Genomic DNA, 6857 nt, shown 5'->3' with positions numbered 1-6857 from the left:
GGGCAGAATGCGCCATGCGAACTTTAACAGTTGCGCGCCCATCACACCGGGCGCCGATGGCGGAATTGCCGAATCAGGCTTTTGCACCCCATCGCCATTGGCGATGGTGGCCTTAACCTTGCTTTCGGCACCCTCCGTCAAATGCCCGGTCGGGAAATCAATGAACTGTCCGGTATTGGCAAAATGCGCACGTCCGGCCTCTGATTGCAGGTTGTTGGCAATGATGTAGTCAGCGGCCACCGGGTTGATGCGTGTTTCAAACAGAACGAAGTTACCTGCCTGATCAACCAGCGTATCTCCGGTCGATTGCAGGTAGCTTGCCAGCAACAGATGCCCGTCTGGCAGATCATCACTGCATGCTGGATTGGGATAGGCCAGCTCGGCAAACAGATCACGCTGTGTCGGGAATGTTTCCCAGTGGGTTTTCTGGCCCGGGTGGTCAAGCGGGCTCATCAGCGCTGTGAAGGCCTGCCACGAGAATCGATCAAACGGGCGTTGAGCATGATAAGCCAGAAATCGATAAACGAAGCTGGCATCAAATTCCGGCACATCAACCGGGGCGACGGCGCACGGGGCATCACCATTGCCATCGGCACAAAATTCCGATCCGTCATAAACATCGGTAAAGACCGGAATGTCACCATCACCGGGCGCACGTTGAAGGTTGGCATTTTGCGCCTTCGCATCCAAGGCAACAGCACCAAGAAGCCCCGCGATCAGCCCACCGGTTACCAGTGCACGCCAAAACACCCGGACCGGGTTTGGCAGCGACGTATGGTTTGCGGCGCGAAATGACATGGGGTCGGGCCTGTATGCGTTGAGTGGATGTTTTGCGAGTCCCGCAAGGCCATCATCATAGACCCGTTTACGAAACCTGTCGTCATCGGGTGATTTCACGATAGCGTCATATCGAAGGTGAACAAGTTCACATCTGATGGCGACCTATTGGCACCCGATCTGGCAAACCGTTGCTTTTCACGGAAATCCTGCCATATTTTGATCATCGCAGAATTGTATACCTATGTTCTGCTCACAATTGGATCAAAGAGGGATTTCAATGGCTTTTGAAACGCGTCAACGCGGCTATGACGTCTCGGTTGGCCGGTCGGCGGCCGAGATCGATGAAGGTCTCCGCGCCTATATGCTGCGTGTCTACAACTACATGGCATCTGCACTTGCCTTGACCGGTATCGTGGCAATGGCTGTGTCGACCAGCCCGACCCTGATGCAGGCTATTTTCGGCACTGGGCTGCACTGGATTGTCATGCTGGCCCCGATCGGGCTTGTCTTCTTCCTGAGCGCACGCATCCACAAGATGAGCTTTGGTGCTGCACAGGCGACATTCTGGATCTATGCCGCAATGATGGGTCTGTCCCTTGCGTCGATCTTCCTGGTTTATACCGGTGAGTCGATTGCACGCACCTTCTTCATCACCGCGGGTACCTTTGGTGCGATGAGCCTGTTTGGCTACACCACCAAGAAAGACCTTTCGGGCTGGGGCAGCTTCCTGTTCATGGGTCTGATCGGTATCATCATCGCGATGGTGGTGAATATCTTCCTTGCAAGCACGATGCTGCAGTTCGTCATTTCGGCGGCTGGTGTTCTGATCTTCACGGGCCTTACCGCCTATGACACCCAGCGCATCAAGGAAGAGTATCACGAACATGACGATGCAACGACCGCAGGCAAAAAAGCCCTGTTTGGTGCGCTGCGTCTGTATCTCGACTTCGTGAACCTGTTCATCATGCTGCTGCACTTCTTCGGCAACCGCGAATAGAAGTCATCCGGCTAGAACATCACGCTTCGCAGTCAAAACCCCGCAGCCGTGCGCTGCGGGGTTTCTTTTTGTCGAACTGCCGGATGAATGAGCAGGTCTTTGCCCGAAGTAAAAAAACGTCAGGAGGCGTTTGCAGCACCTTTGTCCGAACTTTCACCAACACCGCCGGTGGCATCCATGACCGTCTTGCGGTGACCAAGCTGTGACAGAAAGTTTTCCGATCGGGTATAGCCGCCAGATGCGGCACGTGCCGCGCCCTTCGCCCCTGCTTCGTTAAAGGCTTCGTAAGCTTGGGAATAGCTCATCCGGGCATGGGTGAGCATTTCGGTATCCTTGTGAAGGTTGCCGTTGGTCAAATAGACCGTTGCAAGGGCAAACATGATCCGACCCCAGATATAGGGATGATCGCGCCGCGTGCAGACCTTGAGTGCGGCCTGAAAGACCGGGACCACCTGTGTATCGGGGATCGTGACATCACGGATGGTTGCCGAAGACACAATTGCCTCGGCCAGACCATAGGCGATTGTCGCATAAAGCGGGCCATGAACACGGGCATTGATCATGCCAAGTGCCCGGCGATAATGCGCAGCTCCCTTGTCAACAAGCTTGGCGTCTTCCTTGTCCTTGCCGGTGAGCACCATGGCTTCGCCAAGCTTGCAAATCGAAAGCGCACGATCCACCGGAGACCCCATGGAGAGTTCAATCCGGCGTTCCAGCATCCGCCAGATCGCAATGGACAATGCACCAGAACGCGCCTTTAGGTTGGCAATCAGCGACCAGTTCACAAGTGCCCCATACAGGGCAAGCGCCGCGACGGTGCGCGGGTTTATCTTGGAAAAATCACTGATTCCGTCAAGAAGCGTGGAAAGCGGAACCTCCTGGGCGCCCGCATTATCAGCATCAAGTGACTCGCCCTTGAGCCCGGTCGGGGCAGCGGTTTTCCCTGTGGCGGACACTGGTTTTTCGGAAGCTTCACTGACCATTTTCCGGATGTAGGGTTCCATGACGCGCAAGGCACTTGCGCAATAGGATCGATCCCCGGTTTCCGAAAGAACGAACGCCCCGAACCCATAGGCAAGCCCCACACCGGCACCGCCCTGCGAAAAGATATCACCGCCGTGAATTCGGTCCTGAAGGTCTTCAAGGACAGCGGCCAGTCGGGCAATCTGCAGGGCGCGCTGTTCGCCGCCGGTTGATTTCAGCACAAGCTGGGCCGTCAGGAGAATGCGCAATGCCTCGGAAACATCAGGATGGGTCAGCTGACGGAAACTGTATGTCTGGGGCAGCATCAAATCATAAAGTGATGATGCCAGCGCATCACTGACCATGTGAAGATCAAGATAGCCGTTGCGCGGATCCTGGCGCCCCCAGAAGACTGTATCGACATCCTTGCGATGGGCGACGTTCAGAACGCCAAGTTGCGCCTCGCGCATGGCTTGAAACGGGTCGGCTGCATCGGGATTGGGTGAGAAGAACTGATCAATCCGAACCCCTGCACTTTCCGGGACAGAAGACAACGCAGCCTTCACGACATCGGCAACTTCGTCGTCAACACTTGCGCCGATATGGGCATTCGGTTCTGGCGGTGTGAAGCTTGCGATCCCATACCGGCACAGAACATCGTCGGCTGCCAGAACGTCGTCGGCAGCACCCCCCATATCATCGACAGTGTCCGCACCCGTGATCAGGGATTTGAACACGAGGCCAACCATTGACCAGAAACCAGCCATTATTGTCCTTATCTGTCCCTTGCTTTGAAGAGCCTGACAGCAAGGGTCCTTAGACTTTTATCGGATCATTTTCGTCCTGTATTCAAGGTTGGTCAATGCTGTGCGTTATCATTTTTATCATACCGAAGGATAGGGAGAACGACCCCAAGTTGGGTTAACTGACCACCAGACACATAAAGGCACCGGATCTTCAGGATTCCCAGGGCCGTTTGCGCTGACGCGACGTGCCACGTTTGGGAGCAGCAGGTTTCGCGGACTTGCGCCCCCACGGCCCACGGCTGGACGCGGGTCTGGCGGTGCGGGGTGTTTGTACGGCCTCACGGCCGTGCACGGGGCTTTGTGCGGAACTTTGCGAAGAGCCAGCCAAGGCCTGCAGGCGTGCAATGCGGTTGGCCATGTTGGGGTGGGTAGAGAACAGGCTATCGACGCCTTTTCCGGACAACGGGTTGGCAATATACATGTGTGCGGTTGCCGGATTGCGTTCGGCATCCATATTCGGGACGGCGTGAACACCCTTATCTAGTTTGTTCAAGGCACTGGCCAGCCACATCGGATGGCCGCAGATTTCAGCCCCGATCTTGTCGGCCTCATATTCGCGGGTCCGCGAGATTGCCATCTGCACGATCATCGCCCCCAAGGGCGCGAGAATGGCAATCAGGATCATGCCGATCCCGCCCAGCGGATTGTTGTTATCGCGATTGCCGCCAAACATGCCGGCAAACATTGCAAAGTTGGCCAATGCAGAAATCGCCCCGGCAATCGTCGCAGTGATGGTCATGGTCAGGGTATCGCGGTTTTTGACATGGGCCAGTTCATGGGCCATGACGCCGGCGATTTCATTGCGATCAAGCAGTTTGAGCAACCCTGTGGTCGCAGCCACCGCCGCGTTTTCGGGGTTCCGGCCGGTGGCAAAGGCATTGGGTTGCGGGTTTTCGATGACGTAAACCTTGGGCATTGGCAGGTCGGCATTGCGCGCAAGGTCACGGACCATCGCCACCAGTTCTGGTGCTGTTTTATCATCCACCTGCCGCGCGCTGCGCATGCGCAACAACATGGCATCCGAATTCCAGTAGGCGAACACATTCATGGCAGCCGCAAACAGCAGCGCGATAATCATGCCCTGTTGCCCGCCAATCATCATGCCAACAGCGCCAAACAGTGCGGTCAGGCCAGCAAGCAACAAACCGGTACGCACATAGTTCATGGTCGAAAACCCTTATCGACAAACATCCCGACCGAAAGATAAGGCGATGTGCAGCCAAGGCAAGGGCCATCAGATCAGACTGAGAGATGGCTCACACGAAAAAACGGGGCTGACCTTTGTCAGCCCCGTTCGGGAGTTTCAAAACAGCCGAACCGGCGGGGTCGGGGGAAAAGACAGTCCAGCTGTTTTGTGCAACGATATCGGTCACCCCGCAGGCTGATGTGCATCAACCTCGTCAAGTGAACGAACGTCGTTGCGCCGGCCAATCATGCGTACAAGGACATAAAAGACCGGGGTCAGGATCAGGCCAAATATCGTCACACCCAGCATGCCCGAGAACACGGCAATACCAATCGCGTGGCGCATCTCGGCACCGGCACCACTGGACAGGACCAGCGGAACGACGCCCATGATAAAGGCCAAGGAAGTCATCAGGATCGGGCGCAGACGCAAACGGCTGGCCTCGATCGCGGCTTGAACGGTGCTGCGCCCCTGATGTTCAAGTTCGCGGGCGAACTCGACAATCAGGATGGCGTTCTTTGATGCCAGTCCGGCCAGCACAAACAGGCTGATCTGGGTGAAGATGTTGTTGTCACCCCCGAACATATAGACACCAAAAACAGCGGACAGGATGCTCATCGGGACGATCAGGATCACCGCCAATGGCATGGTCAGGCTTTCATATTGCGCCGCCAGCACCAGGAACACGAGCAGGATACAAATCGGGAAAACAAAGATCGCCGTGTTGCCCGCCAAAATCTGCTGATAGGTCAGCTCTGTCCATTCATAGGACATACCCGGTGGCAAGGTTTCATCAAGGATCTTGGTGATTGCCGCCTGTGCTTCGCCACTGGAATATCCCGGTGCCGCATTGCCATTAAGATCAGCCGAACGGAATGCGTTATAGCGCATCGCCGTGTCCGGCCCGAATGTTTCGGAAACCGAAAGCACGGAACCAAGCGGCACCATATCGCCATCTGCGTTGCGCGTTTGCAGACGCAGAATGTCATCGGGACTTGAACGATACGGCTTGTCTGCCTGTGCGATCACCTGATAGGTGCGGCCAAAGGTGTTGAAGTCATTGACATACATAGACCCCAGATAGACCTGCATGGTCCGGAAGACTTCATCAACCGGGATGCCAAGCTGCTGGACCTTGGTACGGTCAAGCGTCGCCTGAAGCTGTGGCACATTGATGTTGTAGCTTGAAAACACGCCGGTCAGTTCCGGGGCTGCCCATGCCTTGGCAAGGACCTGCTTCATCGCATCATCAAGCGCACCATAGCCCTGATCGGTTCGGTCCTGCACCTGCAGCTTGAAACCGCCGACAGTGCCCAGCCCCTGCACCGGCGGCGCGGGGAAGATGGCAACAAAGGCCTCGTCGATGCCTGCGAACTTCTGTTGCAGTTTGCCCGCGATGGCAAGCCCTGACAGATCGTCGCTTTTGCGTTCATCAAAGTCCTTGAGGGTGACAAACACGATGCCGGCACTTGAGCTGTTCACAAAGCCGTTGATCGAAAGCCCCGGGAACGCCACAGCACTTTCCACTCCGGGTTCCTTGAGCGCGATGTCAGACATTTCGCGAATGACATCTTCGGTCCGATCCAGTGTTGCGCCCTGCGGAAGTTGGGCGAAACTGACAAGATATTGCTTGTCCTGCAACGGCACGAAACCTGTCGGCAGGATCTGGAACCCCTGATAGGTCAACGCCAGAAGACCGACATAAAGCGCCATCATGGTGGTCTTCATGCCCAGCAGACGCTTCACACCACCGGCATACAGATCAGTGCTGCGGTTAAAGAAGCGGTTGAACCCGCGGAAGAACCAGCCAAAGACAAAGTCCATGCCGCGTGTCAGCCAGTCTTTAGGCGCGTCGTGACTGCGCAGAAGCACAGCCGACAAAGCCGGGCTTAGCGTCAGCGAGTTGACGGTCGAAATGATCGTGGCAATGGCGATGGTCAGGGCAAATTGCTGATAGAACTGGCCGGTCAGGCCGGAAATAAAGGCAATCGGCACAAATACACCGGTGATGACAAGCGAGGTCGCGATAATCGGCCCGGTGACTTCGCGCATGGCCGCCACGGTTGCATCACGCGGGGAAAGACCACGTTCAATGCTACGTTCGACGTTTTCGACCACGACAATC

At 56.1% G+C, this 6857-nt stretch carries 4 protein-coding genes and 1 pseudogene; 1 reads left to right on the top strand and 4 read right to left on the bottom strand.

All coding sequences use genetic code 11. The features are described from left to right. A pseudogene (locus B2R48_RS16520) lies at positions 1 to 798 on the bottom strand (hypothetical protein); the annotation flags it as partial. A gap of 259 nt (positions 799 to 1057) precedes the next feature. Here B2R48_RS16520 and B2R48_RS16515 point away from each other — a divergent pair. After that, the gene (locus tag B2R48_RS16515) at positions 1058 to 1777 is read left to right on the top strand and encodes a Bax inhibitor-1/YccA family protein (protein ID WP_008888536.1); all 720 of its coding nucleotides are present in this window, start codon (positions 1058 to 1060) and stop codon (positions 1775 to 1777) included. Between the two features lie 119 nt (positions 1778 to 1896). Here the strand turns inward: B2R48_RS16515 and B2R48_RS16510 are convergent, their stop codons facing one another. The 3 genes from B2R48_RS16510 to B2R48_RS16500 all read right to left on the bottom strand — a co-directional run. After that, positions 1897 to 3507: a hypothetical protein gene (locus B2R48_RS16510; RefSeq protein ID WP_297002651.1), complete on the bottom strand. Its 1611-nt coding sequence runs from the start codon at positions 3505 to 3507 to the stop codon at positions 1897 to 1899. 190 nt (positions 3508 to 3697) lie between these two features. After that, positions 3698 to 4711: a zinc metalloprotease HtpX gene (htpX, locus tag B2R48_RS16505; RefSeq protein ID WP_297002648.1), complete on the bottom strand. Its 1014-nt coding sequence runs from the start codon at positions 4709 to 4711 to the stop codon at positions 3698 to 3700. Positions 4712 to 4915: 204 nt separating this feature from the next. Continuing rightward, positions 4916 to 6857: efflux RND transporter permease subunit (locus B2R48_RS16500; protein WP_297002645.1), on the bottom strand; the 1942-nt coding region annotated here is incomplete at its 5' end.

Source organism: Thalassospira sp. UBA848 (assembly GCF_002295455.1).
Lineage (GTDB): Bacteria > Pseudomonadota > Alphaproteobacteria > Rhodospirillales > Thalassospiraceae > Thalassospira.
This window is presented reverse-complemented; position numbering and strand designations above follow the sequence as displayed.

What these genes read in the sequence shown, in the direction of transcription:
- htpX (WP_297002648.1), bottom strand. Translation starts at nt 4,711, where the DNA reads ATGAACTATGTGCGTACCGGTTTGTTGCTTGCTGGCCTGACCGCACTG.
- B2R48_RS16515 (WP_008888536.1), top strand. Translation starts at nt 1,058, where the DNA reads ATGGCTTTTGAAACGCGTCAACGCGGCTATGACGTCTCGGTTGGCCGG.
- B2R48_RS16510 (WP_297002651.1), bottom strand. Translation starts at nt 3,507, where the DNA reads ATGGCTGGTTTCTGGTCAATGGTTGGCCTCGTGTTCAAATCCCTGATC.